The sequence below is a fragment of the Ramlibacter henchirensis genome (genome assembly GCF_004682015.1).
In the GTDB taxonomy this organism is placed as follows: domain Bacteria; phylum Pseudomonadota; class Gammaproteobacteria; order Burkholderiales; family Burkholderiaceae_C; genus Ramlibacter; species Ramlibacter henchirensis.
This window is the reverse complement of the sequence record NZ_SMLM01000003.1, coordinates 41,595-56,142: the sequence shown is the minus strand read 5'-3', so window position 1 is coordinate 56,142 and position 14,548 is coordinate 41,595. Positions and strand designations below refer to the sequence as shown.

At 69.3% G+C, this 14,548-nt stretch carries 14 protein-coding genes; 3 read left to right on the top strand and 11 right to left on the bottom strand.

Translation table 11 applies throughout. The features are described from left to right. Window position 1 precedes the first annotated feature (1 nt). Both hpnD and hpnE read left to right on the top strand, forming a co-directional pair. Complete coding sequence (gene hpnD / locus EZ313_RS18340; protein WP_135264766.1) at window positions 2–841, top strand: presqualene diphosphate synthase HpnD; 840 nt, start codon at window positions 2–4, stop codon at window positions 839–841. Then, on the top strand, window positions 838–2,136 hold the full coding sequence (gene hpnE, locus EZ313_RS18335) for a hydroxysqualene dehydroxylase HpnE (protein ID WP_135264765.1): 1,299 nt from the start codon (window positions 838–840) through the stop codon (window positions 2,134–2,136). The genes hpnD and hpnE overlap by 4 nt, the downstream gene beginning before the upstream one ends. Here the strand turns inward: hpnE and EZ313_RS18330 are convergent. Next, window positions 2,099–2,791, bottom strand: a complete 693-nt coding sequence (locus EZ313_RS18330; RefSeq protein WP_135264764.1) for an HAD family hydrolase — start codon at window positions 2,789–2,791, stop codon at window positions 2,099–2,101. The two genes, hpnE and EZ313_RS18330, sit on opposite strands and share 38 nt — an antisense overlap. Window positions 2,792–2,808: 17 nt before the next feature. On the opposite strand from EZ313_RS18330, the gene hemH reads away from it, so the two are divergent. Next, window positions 2,809–3,912 (top strand): ferrochelatase, encoded by a 1,104-nt coding sequence (gene hemH, locus EZ313_RS18325; protein WP_135264763.1) that lies wholly within the window; start codon window positions 2,809–2,811, stop codon window positions 3,910–3,912. Here the strand turns inward: hemH and EZ313_RS18320 are convergent. The 10 genes from EZ313_RS18320 to EZ313_RS18275 form a co-directional block, all read right to left on the bottom strand. Further along, window positions 3,902–4,801 (bottom strand): alpha/beta fold hydrolase, encoded by a 900-nt coding sequence (locus EZ313_RS18320; protein ID WP_135264762.1) that lies wholly within the window; start codon window positions 4,799–4,801, stop codon window positions 3,902–3,904. The two genes, hemH and EZ313_RS18320, sit on opposite strands and share 11 nt — an antisense overlap. A gap of 19 nt (window positions 4,802–4,820) precedes the next feature. Then, a complete protein-coding gene (locus EZ313_RS18315; protein ID WP_135264761.1) occupies window positions 4,821–5,936 on the bottom strand; it encodes a branched-chain amino acid ABC transporter permease in 1,116 nt (371 codons plus the stop codon). Window positions 5,937–5,946: 10 nt separating this feature from the next. Further along, window positions 5,947–6,927 carry a branched-chain amino acid ABC transporter permease gene (locus EZ313_RS18310; protein ID WP_135264760.1) on the bottom strand — a complete coding sequence of 327 codons (981 nt, stop codon included), beginning with the start codon at window positions 6,925–6,927 and terminating at the stop codon, window positions 5,947–5,949. Continuing rightward, entirely contained in the window at window positions 6,924–7,649 is a 726-nt protein-coding gene (locus tag EZ313_RS18305) for an ABC transporter ATP-binding protein (protein WP_135264759.1), read from the bottom strand. The genes EZ313_RS18310 and EZ313_RS18305 overlap by 4 nt, the downstream gene beginning before the upstream one ends. Beyond that, window positions 7,646–8,482: an ABC transporter ATP-binding protein gene (locus tag EZ313_RS18300; protein ID WP_135264758.1), complete on the bottom strand. Its 837-nt coding sequence runs from the start codon at window positions 8,480–8,482 to the stop codon at window positions 7,646–7,648. Before EZ313_RS18300 ends, EZ313_RS18305 begins: the two co-directional genes overlap by 4 nt. A gap of 104 nt (window positions 8,483–8,586) precedes the next feature. Continuing rightward, entirely contained in the window at window positions 8,587–9,786 is a 1,200-nt protein-coding gene (locus tag EZ313_RS18295) for a substrate-binding domain-containing protein (protein ID WP_135264757.1), read from the bottom strand. 141 nt (window positions 9,787–9,927) lie between these two features. Next, window positions 9,928–11,391 (bottom strand): sigma-54 interaction domain-containing protein, encoded by a 1,464-nt coding sequence (locus EZ313_RS18290; RefSeq protein WP_135264756.1) that lies wholly within the window; start codon window positions 11,389–11,391, stop codon window positions 9,928–9,930. A gap of 26 nt (window positions 11,392–11,417) precedes the next feature. Continuing rightward, a complete protein-coding gene (locus EZ313_RS18285; protein WP_135264755.1) occupies window positions 11,418–12,929 on the bottom strand; it encodes a tripartite tricarboxylate transporter permease in 1,512 nt (503 codons plus the stop codon). Beyond that, a complete protein-coding gene (locus EZ313_RS18280) occupies window positions 12,929–13,444 on the bottom strand; it encodes a tripartite tricarboxylate transporter TctB family protein (protein ID WP_135264754.1) in 516 nt (171 codons plus the stop codon). Before EZ313_RS18280 ends, EZ313_RS18285 begins: the two co-directional genes overlap by 1 nt. A gap of 74 nt (window positions 13,445–13,518) precedes the next feature. Then, a complete protein-coding gene (locus EZ313_RS18275; RefSeq protein WP_135264753.1) occupies window positions 13,519–14,472 on the bottom strand; it encodes a Bug family tripartite tricarboxylate transporter substrate binding protein in 954 nt (317 codons plus the stop codon). Window positions 14,473–14,548: the final 76 nt, after the last annotated feature.

The following is a 14,548-nucleotide window of genomic DNA, read 5'->3' as shown; positions in this document are numbered from 1 at the left end:
GATGACCCCGGAGCAATACGTCCAGGAGAAGGCGGCAGGTTCGGGCAGCAGCTTCTACTACGCCTTCCTCTTCCTGCCGCCCCGCCGGCGCGCCGCGATCACGGCCTTCTACGCGTTCTGCCGCGAGGTGGACGACGTGGTCGACGAGGTGCAGGACCCGGGCGTCGCGCAGACCAAGCTCGCCTGGTGGCAGACAGAGGTGGCGCGCTCGTTCGCGGGCGATCCGCAGCATCCGGTCATGCGCGCGCTGATGCCGCTCGCGGGCGAGTTCGGCATCGAGGAGCGGCAGCTGCAGGCCGTCATCCAGGGCTGCCGCATGGACCTGGAGCAGACCCGCTACCTGGACTTTCCTTCGCTCGAGCGCTACTGCCACCTCGTGGCCGGCGTGGTGGGCGAGGTGGCCGCGCGCATCTTCGGCCAGACGCAGCCGGGCACCACCGACTACGCGCACAAGCTCGGCCTCGCCTTCCAGCTGACCAACATCATCCGCGACGTCGGCGAGGACGCGATGCGCGGCCGCATCTACCTGCCGATCGACGAGATGCAGCAGTTCGACGTGAAGGCGCACGAGGTCGTGCAGCGCAAGTACTCGGAGCGGTTCACCGAGCTGATGCGCTTCCAGGCCCAACGCGCGCACCGGCTGTATGACGAAGCGCTGGCGCTGCTGCCGGCCGAAGACCGGCGCAACCAGAAGCCGGGCCTGATGATGGCCAGCATCTACCGCACGCTGCTGCGCGAGATCGAGGCCGACGACTTCAGGGTGCTGCACCAGCGCGTGAGCCTGACGCCGCTGCGCAAGTTCTGGCTGGCCTGGAAGGTCCAGGCGCTGGGCCGGCTGTGAAGGTCGCCATCGTCGGCGCGGGCTGGGCCGGGCTGGCGGCGGCGGTGCGCGCGACCCGTGACGGCCACCGTGTCGTCGTGCACGAAGCCACCCGGCAGCTCGGCGGTCGGGCGCGCTCGCTCGCGCTGAAGCTCCCCGAAGGCGGCGAGGCGCTGCTGGACAACGGGCAGCACATCATGATCGGCGCGTACACCGAGACGCTTGCGCTGATGCGAGAGGTCGGCATCGTGCCCGCGCAGGTGCTGCATCGCCTGCCGTTGACGCTGCGTTTCCCCGATGGACGCGGCCTCGGATTGCCGGACTGGCCGTCGCCGCTCGACGCCGCCTGGGGCATCCTCACCGCGAGCGGCTGGAGCTGGCGCGACAAGCTCTCGCTGTTGCGGCACGCCGCGGGCTGGCAGTTGCGCCGATTCCAATGCGACGACCGGATGACGGTGCGGCAGCTTTGCCGCGGGCTGCCTCGGGCCGTGATGCGCGAGCTGGTCGAGCCGCTCTGCGTCGCGGCACTCAACACCTCCGCCGAGCGGGCGAGCGCCGCAGTATTCCTGCGCGTGCTGCGCGACGGCCTCTTCGGCCCTGCACGCAACGGCTGGGGCGCGTCCAACCTGCTGATCCCTCGCGTGGACCTCGGCCAGGTCTTTCCCGAACAGGCCGCCGAGTGGCTGCAGGCACGCGGAGCCGAGCTGCGCCTCGGTTCGCGCGTGCAGACGCTGCGCCGGCACGGCGGCGGCTGGGCCCTCGACGCCGAGCCCTTCGACGCCGTGCTGCTGGCCTGCCCGGCCTGGGAAGCGGAGCGCCTCGTGGCCGCGAGCGATGCGGGGGCGCGCGCCTGGCTGACCAGCACCGGCGCCTTGACGCACGAGGGCATCGCCACGGTCTACGCCACGGGCGGTCCCGCCCTGCCCTTGCCGATGCTGGCGCTCGACTCGGGCGCGGGTGCGCCCGCGCAGTTCGTGTTCGATCGCGCGCAGCTCGGCGGCCCGAGCGACGTGCTCGCCTTCGTCGTCAGCGCCAGCGAAGGCGATGCGCGGACGATCGAGCAGCAGGTGATCGCCCAGGCCGCTTCCCTCGGCTGGCAAGTGCAGCCTATCAAGACCGTCGTGGAAAAGCGTGCGACGTTCGCCTGCCTGCCCGGACTGAGCAGGCCGCCGATCGAGGTGGCGCCGGGCCTGCTCGCCTGCGGCGACTACGTGGACGGGCCCTATCCGGCCACGATCGAAGGTGCCGTGCGGTCGGCGATCGCGGCCGCGGACCGCCTCAGGCCAACAGTTCGCACAGCTGCGTCAGCGTCGTGACCGTCGCGTGCGGCTGCTGCGGATGCGGCCACAGGTGGTCGCCGCGATTGACCCACACCGCCTGCATGCCCGCGTTGAGCGCGCCCACCACGTCCAGCGTCGCGTCGTCGCCGACATGCAGCACCTGCTCGGGCACGACGTCCACGGCGCCGGCCGCCGCGTGGAAGATGCGGGGATCGGGCTTGCCCACGCCGAATTCACGCGCCGACACCGCCGCGCGGAAGTAGGCCGCGAGACCGACGCGCTCCAGGTCCGCGTTGCCGTTGGACAGGCTCACCAGCGGAAAGCGTTCGGAGAGTTTCTGCAGCGCCGGACGCACGTCGTCGAACAGCTCGACCTGCTGCCGCGCCGCGAAGAAGGCGTCGAAGGCGGCTTCGGCCAGCAGCGGGTCCTCGCCGGCGCGGTACAGCGCCAGGCGGATGGACTCGCGCCGCACCGCGCTCAGGTCGTGCTTGAGTTCGGGCCGCTGTTCGGCCAGGTGGTTGCGGATCTCGCGCAGGGCGGCGGGGTTGGAGAACAGCGCGGCGGCCATGGGCGCGTTTTCCACCAGCCACTCGTGCAGCACCTTCTCGGCGCGTTCGATCGTGGGCCAGATCGGCCAGAGCGTGTCGTCCAGGTCCAGCGTGATGGCCTTGACCTTCCGGGTGTCGAGCATGCGGCGAGAATAACCGCATGCCCCTCGCCTCCCGTTACCGCGCCGAACCGGCCTTCACCCACGGCCAGGCGGCGGCCACCGGTGTCCTGCTGTGCAACCTGGGCACGCCCGACGAGCCGACACCGGCCGCAGTGCGGCGCTACCTGCGCGAATTCCTCTCCGACCCGCGTGTGGTGGAGATCCCGCGCGCCGTGTGGTTGCCGCTGCTGCACACCGTCATCCTGCCGCGACGTTCCTCCAGATCGGCGGCGAAGTACGCCAGCATCTGGACGCCGGAAGGATCGCCGCTGAAGGTGTGGACCGAGCGGCAGGCCAGGCTGCTGCAAGGCTGGCTGGGCGAGGCCGGGCACCGGGTGAAGGTGCGCTACGCGATGCGCTACGGCAATCCTTCCATCGCATCGCAGCTCGATGCGCTCAAGGCCGAAGGGGCCACGCGCATCCTGGTCATCATGGCCTACCCGCAGTACTCGGGCACCACGACCGCCAGCGTGATCGACGAAGTCAATGCGTGGGCCGGGGGCATCCGCAACGTGCCGGAACTGCGGTTCGTGCGGGGCTACCACGACGAGCCCGGCTACATCGAAGCGCTGGCCAGCCGCATCGGCGGCTACTGGCGCCAGAACGGGCCGCCCGACCACTTCCTCATGAGCTTCCATGGCGTGCCGCAGCGCACGCTCCATCTCGGTGATCCGTACCACTGCGAGTGCCGCAAGACGGCTCGGCTGCTGGCGGGCCGGCTCGGACTGGCAGAGGGCGATTACACGGTGTCGTTCCAGTCGCGCTTCGGCCGCGCCAAGTGGCTGGAGCCGTACACCGAGCCCACGCTGCGCGCATTGGCGGGCAAGGGACTGGAGCGCGTCGACGTGGCGTGTCCGGGGTTCACCAGCGACTGCCTGGAGACTCTGGAAGAGATCGCGCAGGAAGGCCGCGATGCCTTCCTCACCGCGGGCGGGAAGGACTTCCGCTATATCCCCTGCCTGAACGCCGAGCCAGCCTGGATCCGTGCCTTCGGCGAGATCACCGCGCGGCATCTCGCGGGCTGGCCCACGCAGGCCGCGCCCGATGCGCAGGCGCAGGAGCGTACGCGGCAGGCCGCCGCGGCGCTGGGCGCTACGCGGTGACCAGGCGCGCGGCCTGGAACGCGCGCTCGCTTTCCTCGATGAAGCCGGCCACCAGGTCGAGCTGCTCGGCCACGTTCAGCGCGGGCGCATGGCCGCAGCCGGGCACTTCCACCACGCGCAGGCGGCCGCGCGCGCCCGGGCCGCGCCGCTTCATCTCCTCGACGGCATCGGGCAGCACGAGGTCGGACTCGGCGCCGCGCAGGCACAGCACGGGCGCCTCGATCGCGTCGTAGTGCTGCCAGAGGTCGTAGTCGCGCGGATGGTCGATGAACTGGCGAACCATCGCGGGGTCGTAGTGCGGCGTCAGGCGGCCGTCGGGCAGCCGGCGCGCCGAAGTCTCGGTGAGCCGGCGCCACTGCGCGTCGCTCAGCCAGCCGAAGGGCTTGTAGACCTGCCGGAAGAACGCCTCGAGTTCCCCCATCGTGGCGAAGGCCGGCGGGTTGCCCGCATAGGCCTTGATCCGTTCCACCGCCGCTTGCGCCAGACGCGGCGCGTTGTCGTTGAGCACCAGGCTGCGCACGCGGCCCTTCAGCCGCGGCTGCACGAGGCCACCTGCGCACACGGTGCCGATGGCTCCGCCCATGGATGTACCGACCCAGTGCGCGCTGTCGATGCCGAGCCGGTCGAACAGGTCCGCGGCCAGTTGCGAGTAGAAGGCCAGCGAGTACTCGACGTCCGGTTGCGGGCTCCATTGCGAGAAGCCGCGGCCCAGCGTGTCGGGGCAGATCACCCGCCAGCGGCCGCTCAGGTGCCCGGCCAGTTCGTCCATGTCGCGGCCGGTGCGCGCCAGGCCGTGCCAGGCGATGACGGTCGCGGCGTTCCCGGCGCCCCACTCCATGAAGTGGATCTCGCGGCCGGCGCAGGTGACGTAATTCGAGCTCGGAACCATGGGCGCCTTCCTCTCGTTGCTACTTGAGCGCGGGGCTGTGCCGCGGCTCGCCGGCAGCCGGTGGACGCTTGGACGCCGCGCGCATCGAGCGCAGCTTGCCGACGATGCCGGTGGGGAAGTAGTAGACGGACAGCACGAACAGCAGGCCCAGCCAGAGCAGCCAGCGGTCGGGCGACAGCAGCGCGGAAAGCCATGGAAGGCCCGACGTCGCCTCGCTCGCGATGCGCAGCAGGTCCTGCAGGTAGCTCTGGGCGACGACGAACAGCCCGGAGCCGATCACCGCGCCGTAGATCGTGCCCATGCCGCCGATCACCACGATCAGCAGCACGTCCAGCATGATCTCGAAGGACAGCGACGTGTCCGGCCCGTTGTAGCGCAGCCAGAGCGCCAGCATCGCGCCCGCGAGGGTGGCGAACAGCGCCGACAGGATGGCCGACGTCGTGCGGTAGACCACCACGCGATAGCCGATCGCTTCGGCCCGGAACTCGTTCTCGCGGATTGCCTGCAGCACGCGGCCGAACGGCGAGTTCACGATGCGCAGCAGCGCCAGCACGAGCACCAGCGCGGTGACGAACAGCAGGTAGTAGGTCAGCAGCCGGCCGTCCAGGCTCACCCCGAGGAAGGGCTCGGAGGAGAACTCGTGGCTGGGGGACAGCACGCTCGGCACCTTGAAGGTCAGGCCGTCCTCGCCGCCCGTGATCTCCGACAGCTGCGAGGCCAGGGTCTGGAAGGCCGCCGCGAAGGCCAGCGTGATCATCGAGAAGAAGATCGCGCGCACCCGCAGCGAGAACAGGCCGATGGCCAGCGCGAGCACGAACGACAACGCGAGCGCCGCGGCCACGCCGGCGGCGAGCGCCGGCCAGGTCGGCCCGAGCCGGGTGAATGCGATCGCGACGCCGTACGCGCCGATGCCGAAGAACATGGTGTGCGCGAAGCTCACGATGCCGGTGTAGCCCAGCAGCAGGTCGAAGCTGGCGACGAGCACGATGAACACCAGCACCTTGGCCGCGACGTTCAGCGCCTTGATGCCGGGGATCACGAACGGCGTGAGCGCCAGCGTGACCACCACGACCAGCAGCAGCACGGCGAGGATGCGGTTGCGCGGGAAGTCGTTGGAAAGCAGTCGGGCGATCATGGCGTTCCCCTCACTTGCTCAGCGCGTACACGCCCTGCGGCCGCCACAGCAGGATGGCCATCATCAGCGCGATGTTGGAGAACAGCGCCGCCTTGGGCACCAGGAAGCCGGTGTAGTTGGCCATCAGGCCGACCAGCAGCGCGCCGATCAGTGCGCCCGTCGTGGAGCCCAGGCCGCCGATGATCAGCACGATGAAGATCAGCACATTGACCTGCGCGCCCATTTGCGGCACGACGGTCTGCTGGTACATGCCCCACATCACGCCGCCCAGGCCCGCCAGCGCGCTGCCGGCCACGAACACGCCGACGAACAGCACGTGGATGCGGTAGCCGAGCGACTCGACCATCTCGCGGTCCTGCACGCCGGCGCGGATCAGCAGGCCGAGCTTGGTGCGCGTCAGCGTCCACAGCAGCAGGCCGAACACCAGCACGCCGACGATGACCGCGAGCAGGCGGTATCGCTCGACCGCGGCGTCGCCCAGCAGCACCATGCCGCGCATGCCTTCGGGCAGCGGCAGCGGGATCTGCAGCGGGCCCCAGATGACCTTGATCAGCTCCTCACCGATAATCATCCCGCCCATGGTGATCAGGATCTGCTTGAGATGATTGCCGTACACCGGCCGCACGATGAATCGTTCGAAGGCCAGGCCGATCGCGGCCGCCACCAGCATCGCGATCACCATCGCCGGCAGCACGGCCAGCAGGTTCTGCAACAGGCTGCCCGAAGCGGTGTAGTCGGCCATCGCGCCCAGCACGCTGGTGGCGACGAACGCACCAAGCGCGATGAACACCCCGTGGCCGAAGTTCAGCACGTCCATCAGGCCGAACACCAGCGTGAGGCCGGACGCGATGACGAAGATGATCATGCCCATGGCCAGGCCCGCGATGGTGAGCGTGACCCACGTCGAGCTCGATCCGATGAAGGGCAGCACCAGCAGCGCGAGCAGCGGCACGAGCGCGAGCGGCTTCCAGTCGAAATCGACATTCTTCATAGAGCCAGCCCGAGCAGCGAATGCTGCAGTTCCTCGTCCTCGGCCAGCTCCTCCATGCCGCCGGCATGCACGATCTGGCCGTTGTCCATCACCGCGACGGTGTCGCCCAGCCGCTTGGCGAAGTTGAAGTTCTGCTCCACCAGCAGGATGGTCACGCCGCTGCGCTTGAGCTCGCCGAAGGCTTCGATCATGTTGTTGATGATCGCGGGCGCGAGGCCCTTGCTCGGCTCGTCGATGATCAGCAACTCTCGCGGCTCGACGATCGAACGCGAGACCGCCAGCATCTGCTTCTGCCCGCCCGAGAGCTTGCCGGCCGGGTGGTTCCAGAACTTCTCCACCGCAGGGAAGAGCGAGAAGATCCACTTGAGGCGCTGCTCGTCGATCTGGTCGGCGTTCTTGGCCGAGCGCGCGGCGAGCAGCATGTTCTCGCGCACGGTGAGGTCCGCGAAGATGCCCATGTTCTCCGGCACGTAGGCCACGCCGCGGCCGGCGATCTGCGGCGTCGGCTGCGCCGTGATGTCCTGGCCGTCCAGGGTGATGCGGCCGCGCGAGGCCTTCCACAGGCCCATGATGGTCCGCAGCGTCGTGGTCTTGCCGGCGCCGTTGCGCCCCAGGAGCATGGTGAGCTGCCCGCGCGGCACCTGCAGGTCGACGCCGTGCAGGATGTGGTACGCGCCGATGTGGGTGTGGACGCCTTCGAGCGTCAAGAGGCTCTCGTTCATGGCTGTTTGCTCCTTCCCCCGGACGGGGGAAGGTCGGGATGGGGGGGAGTGTCGGTACCGCCAGAGGCGTCCTGGGGCGACAGCCCCAGGTACGCCTCCTGCACGACCGGCGAGGCGATCACCTCCGCGGGTTCGCCGTCCGCGACCAGGCTTCCGTTGTGCAGCACGATGATGCGGTCGGCCAGTTCGCGCACCACGTCCATCTTGTGTTCCACCAGCAGGATGGTCTTGCTGCGGTCCGCCTTGAGGCGGCGGATCAGGTCCAGGATCACCGGCGCCTCCGCCGCGTTCATGCCCGCGGTGGGCTCGTCGAACATGAACACCTGCGGCTCCAGCGCCATCAGCAGCGCGACCTCCAGCTTGCGCTGGTCGCCATGCGGCAGGTTGGCCACGAGTTCGTGTTCCTTGTCCTTGAGGGCGATGGAACCCAGGATCTCATCGGCATGCTGCAGCAGCGTGCGGTGGTCGCTCCACACGCTCCACAGGTTCAGCCCGCGCCGGTGCGGGCCACCGCGCGAGGCCTGCACCGCCAGCCGCACGTTCTCCAGCACCGTCAGGCGCGGGAACAGGTTGGTGAGCTGGAACGCGCGGCCGAGGCCCGCGTGGGTGCGCTCCGACGCCGACATCCCCGAGAGGTCGCGCCCGCCCAGGCTGACGCTGCCGCTCGACGCCTTGAGCTGTCCCGAGATCAGGTTGAAGTAGGTCGTCTTGCCCGCGCCGTTCGGCCCGACGATGGCCGTCAGCGTGCCGGGCTCGAAGCTGCACGTGACGGCGTTGACGGCCACGTGCCCGCCGAAGCGGATCGTCAGGTCGCGGGTTTCGAGTCGGCTCATGGTCGTGAGGGTGAGCGAGGCCGGGCCAGGAAACCGGGCCTCGAGGCAGGAGGGGAAGTCGGACAGAAGGCGAGGCGCCGCCGGGGCGCCTCGTCATCGTCTGTCTATCTCTTGTTCCGGACGGGGATGTTCATCTCCTCCGGCTTGATCTCGCGCACCAGCTCCGGCACGCCCCACGCGAAGGCCGGGTCGGCCTTGATCTTGAAGTGGTACATGCTCTGCAGGGCCTGGTGGTCTTCCTTGCGGAACGTCATCTTGCCCTTGGGCGTGTCGAAGCTCATGCCCTCCATCGCGGCGATCAGCTTGTTGCTGTCGGTCTCGCCGTTGGTCTTCTTCAGCGCGGTGACGATGGCCATCGCCGCCGAGAAGCCGCCCGCGGTGAAGAAGTCCGGCGGCGACTTGAACTGCTTGTAGTGGGCCGCGACCATCGCCTCGTTCACCGGGTTCTTCGGGATGCCGAAGTAGTAGTAGGTAGCGCCTTCCATGCCGGGGAACTGCTTGTACGACACCATGGCCGGCAGGATGTTGCCGCCGGTGGCCACGTCGATGCCATAACGCTGCTTCAGGTTCTGCGCGGCCAGCGCGTTGAACGGCGGCGTGGCGCCGGCCCAGACCACGGCGATGAACTTGCGGCCCGGCTTGTCCTTGAGCTGGTCGACCACGCGCTGGATGCCAGCGGTGAAGTCGGTCGTGTTCGGCGGCAGGTATTCCTCGTGGACCACCTTGGCCTTCTTCAGCGCTTCCTTGAAGGCCTTGATGCCGTCACGGCCGAACGCGTAGTCCTGCGCCAGCGTGGCGATGGAAACACCGTCCTGGTCCGCCACCGCGGCATTGCTGGCCGCGTCCTGCGAGCTGTTGCGGCCCGTGCGGAAGATGTACTTGTTCCACTTGTCGCCGGTGATCGCATCGGCCACCGCGGGCTCGACCAGCAGGATCTTCTTGTACTCCTCGGCCACCGGCAGCATCGCGAGCGCGACGGCGCTGGAGGTCGGGCCGACGGCCAGGTCGACCTTGTCGTCGCCGTAGGCGGTCGCCAGCAGGCTCTTGCCCACGTCCGGCTTGCCCTGGTCGTCCTTCTCGATCACCACGATCTTGCGGCCGTTGACAGTCATCGTGCCGTTGGTGGCGTAGTCCAGGCCCATCAGCAGGCCCGTCTGGGTCTGCTTGCCGTAGGCCTCGAGCGGGCCGGTGCGGCTGTAGATGTGGGCGATCTTGATGTCGCCCTTGGACTGGGCGACAGCGAACGGGGTGGCGAGAGCCGAGGCGGCCAGCGCGGCGAGCGCGACCCAGGTGCGTCTTTGCATTGCTTTGTCTCCTGATAGAACTGCGAACCCGGGCTCACGTCTGCACGCAGCGTGCCAGCCCGTAAGTGGTTGATTTCAAAGGCGGAGCGAGTTCGCCGCTCGCTGCGTGTTCGATTGTCAGTCATTTTTGATGTCTGATTTTCAGGCAAATGTCTGATCTTCATTCATCAACCGCTCGTACAGCTTGGCGCGCGAGATGCCCAGCATGCGCGCCGCGGCCACCTTGTTGCCGCCGGTGGCGGCCATGGCCGCGCTGATCGCCGCGCGCTCCAGCCGGGCGACCTGCTCGGCCAGCGGACGCAGCAGGCCCGGATCGCCCACCGCGGGCGGCTCAATCGGCAATGCCGCCGGAGCGATGTGCTCGATGCCCGCAGCGCGCAGCACTTCTTCCACCTGCGCCGCCTCCAGCCGCGGCGAGTCGCTGCGCATCGCCGCCTGTTCCAGCACGTTGCGCAGCTCGCGGATGTTGCCGCGCCAGGACTGCGCGGCCAGCAGGGCCATGGCCTGCGCGCTGACCTCGGGTGCGGGCGTGCCGTTGCGCAGCGCCATGTCCTCGCCCAGCGCCTCCACCAGAGCCGCGATGTCGCCGCGGCGCTCGCGCAGCGGCGGAACCCGGATCGGCAGCACGTTGAGGCGGTAGTAGAGATCCTCGCGGAAGCGCCCTTCCCGCACCAGCGCACCGAGGTCGCGCGAGGTCGCCGCGATCACTCGCACGTCGAACGGCACGACCTTGTTCGAGCCCAACGGCTCGATCTCGCCTTCCTGCAGCGCGCGCAGCAGCTTGGGCTGCAGGCTGGTGGGCATGTCGCCGATCTCGTCGAGGAACAGCGTGCCGCCGTCGGCCAGCTTGAACTTGCCGTCGCGTCCGCGCCGGTCGGCGCCGGTGAAGGCGCCCGGCGCCACGCCGAAGAACTCGGCCTCCAACAACGTGTCCGGTACCGCGGCGATGTTGACGCTGACGAAAGGCCCGCTCGCGCGCGACGAACCGGCGTGGATCGCATGGGCGAGCAACTCCTTGCCCGTGCCGGTCTCGCCCAGCAGCAGCACCGGGCTGGACGAGCCTGCGGCGCGGCGCGCCTGGCGCTTCACCTCCACCGCCGGCGGGCTCGATCCGATGAAGCTGCCCAGCGTGTACTTGGTGCGGCGCTGCGTGGCCAGCTCGCGCCGCGCATCGTCCAGGTCGCGCTGCAGGTTGGCGAACTTGTGGATCAGCGGCTGCAGCGTGGTCTCGGGATGGTCGAACAGCACGATGCCCAGCGCGCCGATCACCTGCCCGCCTTCGTCGCGCAGCGGGATGCGGCTGACCACGAAGGTGCCGGCGCGGTTGGACAGCAGGTCGATCAGGATCGGCTTGCCGGTGCGGATCACGCGGTCCATCTGCGTGTTCTGCACCACCTCGGACACCGGGTGGCCGACGAAGTCCTCCACCCGCTCGAAGCCCAGCGCCGGCAGGAAGCGCTTGTACTGGTCGTTGATCCAGACCACGCGCGCGTCGCGGTCGACCAGCAGCATGCCCTCGCTCGCATTCGCGAACAGGTCGAACATGGACCGCGCCGCCAGCTCCAGGATGCGCTGGCCGTCGCGCGGCAGCGAGTCGTCTTGCATGGGCCCGGATGGTAGCGCCGCGGCGCTCAGCCGGTCCCGGCCTCGGCGCGCCGGCGCGCCCGCACCCGCAGCACGCGCGGCAGCACGAGGATCGCGATCACCACGACGAGCAGCGCCAGCGACATCGGCCGCTGCAGGAACACCATGAAGCTGCCCTCGCCGATCGACACGGCGTTGCGAAGCTGCGCCTCGGCCAGCGGCCCCAGGATCATGCCGACCACCACCGGCGCCGCCGGGAAGTCGAAGCGGCGCATCACCACGCCGAGCAGGCCGATGCCCCACAGCAGCACCAGGTCGAAAGCGCTCTGGCGCATGCCGTAGGCGCCGACGGTGGCGAAGACCAGGATGCCCGCGTACAGCTGCGGCTTCGGGATCTTCAGCAGCAGCACCCACAGGCGCACCAGCGGCAGGTTGAGCACCAGCAGCATCAGGTTGCCGATGTAGAGCGATGCGATCAGCGCCCAGACCAGCGCCGCCGACGCGGTGAACAGCTGCGGCCCCGGCTGGATGCCGTAGTTCTGGAAGGCGCCGAGCAGGATCGCGGTGGTGTTGGACGTCGGAATGCCCAGCGTGAGCAACGGGATCAGCGCCGCCGTCACCGTCGCGTTGTTCGCCGCCTCCGGCCCCGCCACGCCCTCGATCGCGCCCTTGCCGCCGAACTCGGCCAGGTCCTCGCCCTTGGCCAGCTTCTTCTCCGTCGCGTAGCTCAGGAAGGTGGGGATCTCGGTGCCACCGGCCGGGATGCAGCCGAACGGCGCGCCGATCGCCGTGCCGCGCAGCCAGGCCGGCACGGAGCGGCGCCAGTCGCGGCCGCTCATGTAGATGCGGCTCATCGCGTTCTGCGACTCGCGCACGCGGCCCTCGTACATCGCCGCGTACAGCACCTCGGAGACTGCGAACAGGCCCACGGCGACCAGCACGATCTCGATGCCGTCCAGCAGCTCCGGCACGCCCAGCGTGTAGCGCGGCTGGCCCGAGATCTGGTCCAGGCCGATGCAGCCGATGGCCAGCCCGAGCAGCAGCGCCGCGATGCCTCGCAGCGTGCTCTTGCCCAGCACCGCGCTGACCGTGGTGAACGCCAGCACCATCAGCATGAAGTATTCCGGTGGCCCGAGCTGCACGGCGAATTCGGCGACGGTCGGCGCGAACAGCGTGACGATCACCGTCGCGATCGTCCCCGCGACGAAGGAGCCGATCGCCGCCGTCGCCAGCGCCGCGCCGGCGCGGCCGCTCTTGGCCATGCGGTTGCCTTCCATGGCGGTGACCATGGTGGCCGTCTCGCCCGGCGTGTTCAGCAGGATCGAGGTCGTGGAGCCGCCATACATCGCGCCGTAGTAGATGCCGGCGAAGAAGATCATCGATGCGGTGATGTCGACCTTGGCCGTGATCGGCAGCAGCATGGCCACGGCCGTCGCCGGGCCGATGCCGGGCAACACGCCGACCGCCGTGCCGAGGGCGCAGCCCACCAGCGCCCACAGCAGGTTGACGGGCGAGACGGCGGTGGCGAAGCCCTGCATCAGGGCGTTGAGGATGTCCATCACAGCCAGCCCGTCCCGGTGAGCCCCGGCAGGTTGATGCCGAGGAACTTGGTGAAGAGCCAGTAGACCGGCGCCGAGATCAGCAGGCCGGTGACGAGGTCGGCACCCAATGAGGCCGGCCGGCCTGCCGCCTGCCCGGTCGAACGTCGCAGGCCCTGGATCGCCAGCATGTAGCAGAGCGTGCAGCCGAGGATGAAGCCGATGCGCGTGATCAGCGCCGCATTCACCAGCAGGCCGGCGCTGATCCAGGCCAGGCCGGGCCAGTAAGCGGTGGCGGCGCCGGAGGCTTCCTCCATCGCACGGAATCCGCCGGTGAACGCCTCGCGCAGGATCATCGCGCCGCAGGCCACGAGCCCGACCGCCACGATCCACGGCAGGAAGTTGGGGCCGACGCCGCCGTAGCCGGCCGCCGAGGGAATCACCAGCGCCCCGGCCGCGAGCGCCGCGCCCAGCAGCAGTACGCCCGCGCCGACCGCCGCCTGCGGCCTGGCCGCCTTGTTCGTCTTGTTGTCCATCGCTTGTCTCCTGGCCGGCTGCTCACGACGAAACGCCCGGACAGGCCGGGCGTCAGGGTTGGCGCAAGACCGCGTCAGACCATGCCGGACTTCACCATGGTGGCGCGCAGGCTGGCGAACTCGTCGTCGACGAACTTCTCGAAGGCCGGGCCGGACATCACCGCCGGCGTCCAGTCGTTCTTCTCCAGCGCCTCCTGCCAGCTCTTGGTCTTGAGCGCGGCCAGCACCATGTCGGTCACCTGCTTGCGCTGCGCGTCGTTCAGGCCGGGCGCACCGTAGACGCCGCGCCAGTTGCCGATCTCCACGTCGATGCCCTGCTCCTTCAGCGTCGGCACGTTGTTCAGGCGCTTGGCCGAGGTGACGGCGATCGGCTTCATCTTGCCGGACTTGATGTATTCGGCGAACTCGGAGAAGCCGCTGCCGCCGACGGTGACGTTGCCGCCCAGGATGGCCGCCGTCGCCTCGCCGCCGCCCCGGAAGGCGACGTAGTTGATCTTGGACGGATCGACGCCGACCTTCTGCGCGATCATGGCCGCGGCGATGTGCTCGGTCGAGCCGCGCGAGCCGCCGCCCCACTTGACGCTGCCCGGGTCCTTCTTCAGCTGCGCGACCACGTCGCCCATGGTCTTGAACTGCGAGTTGGACGGCAGCACGAACACGTTGTACTCGCTGGTCAGGCGCGCGATCGGCGTGGCCTGCGACAGGTTGACCGGCGGCTTGCCGGTGATGATGCCGCCCAGCATCACGGCGCCCATCACCATCAGCGCGTTCGGGTCGCCCTTGCTGGCGTTGACGAACTGGGCCAGGCCCAGCGCGCCGGCGGCGCCGCCCTTGTTCTCGTAGGTGACGTTGTCGGCCACCTTCGCGTCCTGCAGTGCCTTGCCGAGCGCGCGGCCGGTGGTGTCCCAGCCGCCGCCCGGGTTGGCGGGGATCATCATCTTGACGTTGGCGGCGGCACGCGCGCTCAGCGGCAGCGCGCCCGCGGCGGCCAGCGCCGCGATGGTTTTCAGGAAGGTGTCTCGACGCATGAGCTTGTCTCCTTGCTTGGGGATCGGGTGAACCAGCGGATCATGCGCCGCGCTCCTGTCAATCGGCTGTCCGCGG

What these genes read in the sequence shown, in the direction of transcription:
- hpnD (WP_135264766.1), top strand. Translation starts at nt 2, where the DNA reads ATGACCCCGGAGCAATACGTCCAGGAGAAGGCGGCAGGTTCGGGCAGC.
- EZ313_RS18330 (WP_135264764.1), bottom strand. Translation starts at nt 2,791, where the DNA reads ATGCTCGACACCCGGAAGGTCAAGGCCATCACGCTGGACCTGGACGAC.
- hemH (WP_135264763.1), top strand. Translation starts at nt 2,809, where the DNA reads ATGCCCCTCGCCTCCCGTTACCGCGCCGAACCGGCCTTCACCCACGGC.
- EZ313_RS18320 (WP_135264762.1), bottom strand. Translation starts at nt 4,801, where the DNA reads ATGGTTCCGAGCTCGAATTACGTCACCTGCGCCGGCCGCGAGATCCAC.
- EZ313_RS18315 (WP_135264761.1), bottom strand. Translation starts at nt 5,936, where the DNA reads ATGATCGCCCGACTGCTTTCCAACGACTTCCCGCGCAACCGCATCCTC.
- EZ313_RS18310 (WP_135264760.1), bottom strand. Translation starts at nt 6,927, where the DNA reads ATGAAGAATGTCGATTTCGACTGGAAGCCGCTCGCGCTCGTGCCGCTG.
- EZ313_RS18305 (WP_135264759.1), bottom strand. Translation starts at nt 7,649, where the DNA reads ATGAACGAGAGCCTCTTGACGCTCGAAGGCGTCCACACCCACATCGGC.
- EZ313_RS18300 (WP_135264758.1), bottom strand. Translation starts at nt 8,482, where the DNA reads ATGAGCCGACTCGAAACCCGCGACCTGACGATCCGCTTCGGCGGGCAC.
- EZ313_RS18295 (WP_135264757.1), bottom strand. Translation starts at nt 9,786, where the DNA reads ATGCAAAGACGCACCTGGGTCGCGCTCGCCGCGCTGGCCGCCTCGGCT.
- EZ313_RS18290 (WP_135264756.1), bottom strand. Translation starts at nt 11,391, where the DNA reads ATGCAAGACGACTCGCTGCCGCGCGACGGCCAGCGCATCCTGGAGCTG.
- EZ313_RS18285 (WP_135264755.1), bottom strand. Translation starts at nt 12,929, where the DNA reads ATGGACATCCTCAACGCCCTGATGCAGGGCTTCGCCACCGCCGTCTCG.
- EZ313_RS18280 (WP_135264754.1), bottom strand. Translation starts at nt 13,444, where the DNA reads ATGGACAACAAGACGAACAAGGCGGCCAGGCCGCAGGCGGCGGTCGGC.
- EZ313_RS18275 (WP_135264753.1), bottom strand. Translation starts at nt 14,472, where the DNA reads ATGCGTCGAGACACCTTCCTGAAAACCATCGCGGCGCTGGCCGCCGCG.